This window comes from Pyrobaculum sp. (assembly GCF_049971835.1).
Lineage (GTDB): Archaea > Thermoproteota > Thermoprotei > Thermoproteales > Thermoproteaceae > Pyrobaculum.
In genome coordinates this window covers 1-1,193 of record NZ_JBMFKV010000378.1, presented here as the reverse complement: position 1 = coordinate 1,193, position 1,193 = coordinate 1, and the positions used below count along the sequence as shown (strand labels likewise).

General features: G+C 59.8%; 1 pseudogene. It reads right to left on the bottom strand.

Annotated elements, in window-relative coordinates:
• A pseudogene (locus ACP5J3_RS14800) lies at positions 1-1,193 on the bottom strand (hypothetical protein); the annotation flags it as partial.

The following is a 1,193-nucleotide window of genomic DNA, read 5'->3' as shown; positions in this document are numbered from 1 at the left end:
AACTCCTTACGCAACATGCCAACAGAGACAGACACGGCCGTCTTGGCTCCAGGTCTAAGCGTTATTTCCGTTACGTAAGGCCCGCCAGTGTAGTTCCCCTCGTCTTTCGCTCCGTCTGCGGTGATAGAAACTGTGCCCCTAAACCTAGCCCATGGAGGGACGCCGCTTAAAGTGACATTGACGTGATACACCACAAACCCCCCTTCAAATCTCCGTGGCAGGAAAGCGACGTCTAGAACAGGCCTAGGCACGTGCACCACAGCCGCCACATAGCCCCCATACCTAAGGCTGACGTTCGCCGGAAGCTCCGCCACGTCGTATAGAGACTCCTCAGATCCGAACTTCGCCAGCAGGACGCCCCTCCCCTTGTCGAGGTCGTAATCCAGCGAGTATGCCGGTTGAGACAACTGCACTGCGCCCACCACCTCCCCGCAGCGGATCGTGATGATACCCGTAGGATCCGCCGCGGCTCTAAACGGCACCCCGGCGACGATGGACGTGTTCCTCGGCAGGTAGATCTCCACAGGTTTTAACTCCACGCCGCGGCCCGAGCCGTTTAAGACGCAACGCACGTCTATCGGATTGGGGTTAACCACGGTTACGTTCAACACCCCGTAGCCGCCTCTGCCGAGGTACAGCGTCTTTGGGGAAACCTCCAAGCCGAGCTCCGTGAGGTTTAGGTATACATAGGCCCACGAGCCGTTGTACTCCACCCTAAGGACATATGGCCTCAACCCGCCGGAGAAGGTGTAGCTAGCGAACCCGTCTCTGAAGTCGACAGCTGTGCCGTTTATCCTCCCGGCCCCAACCGCCCTCTGGAAGCCGTATTCTGCATATATCCTCACTGTGATGTTGCCGTCGTGGTAGACGCCGTCCACCAACCTTGCCCTGAGGACGCTGTAGTAAAAAGCCACCCTCAGCCTGGCGGTGTTGCTGGAGTTGTTCACAAGGGCCACCAGAAGCGTGCCGTTCGCCAGAGATATGTCGCGGCCCAGCGCCACGTTAGACACGACGCTCCCCGCCCCCCCGCCGGAGATCTCGATCCTCAGAAAGCCGCCGGGAGGCGCCGAAATGTTGTAATAAACGGCGCTGTACCCCTCGACATCTGGGTAGTCATACGCCGCCCCCGGCCCCACCTCGACCTGCCTGTACCTAGGCCTGTAGACAACGCCTCCCAGCTCCACTCCCCCCGC